1 protein-coding gene is annotated in these 280 nt (G+C 56.1%); it reads left to right on the top strand.

Annotation, left to right across the window (positions count from 1 at the left end; translation table 11 throughout):
- Positions 1–280: IS6 family transposase (locus tag QP413_RS10020; RefSeq protein WP_284781613.1), on the top strand; the 280-nt coding region annotated here is incomplete at both ends.

Here is a 280-nt window from a genome sequence, read left to right as displayed (position 1 = left end):
TACGCTGGTACTGCAAATACGGCATCAGTTACCGTGAGCTGCAGGAGATGCTGGCTGAACGCGGAGTGAATGTCGATCACTCCACGATTTACCGCTGGGTTCAGCGTTATGCGCCTGAAATGGAAAAACGGCTGCGCTGGTACTGGCGTAACCCTTCCGATCTTTGCCCGTGGCACATGGATGAAACCTACGTGAAGGTCAATGGCCGCTGGGCGTATCTGTACCGGGCCGTCGACAGCCGGGGCCGCACTGTCGATTTTTATCTCTCCTCCCGTCGTAA

Source organism: Corynebacterium sp. UMB4614 (assembly GCF_030217065.1).
Lineage (GTDB): Bacteria > Actinomycetota > Actinomycetes > Mycobacteriales > Mycobacteriaceae > Corynebacterium.
This window is presented reverse-complemented; position numbering and strand designations above follow the sequence as displayed.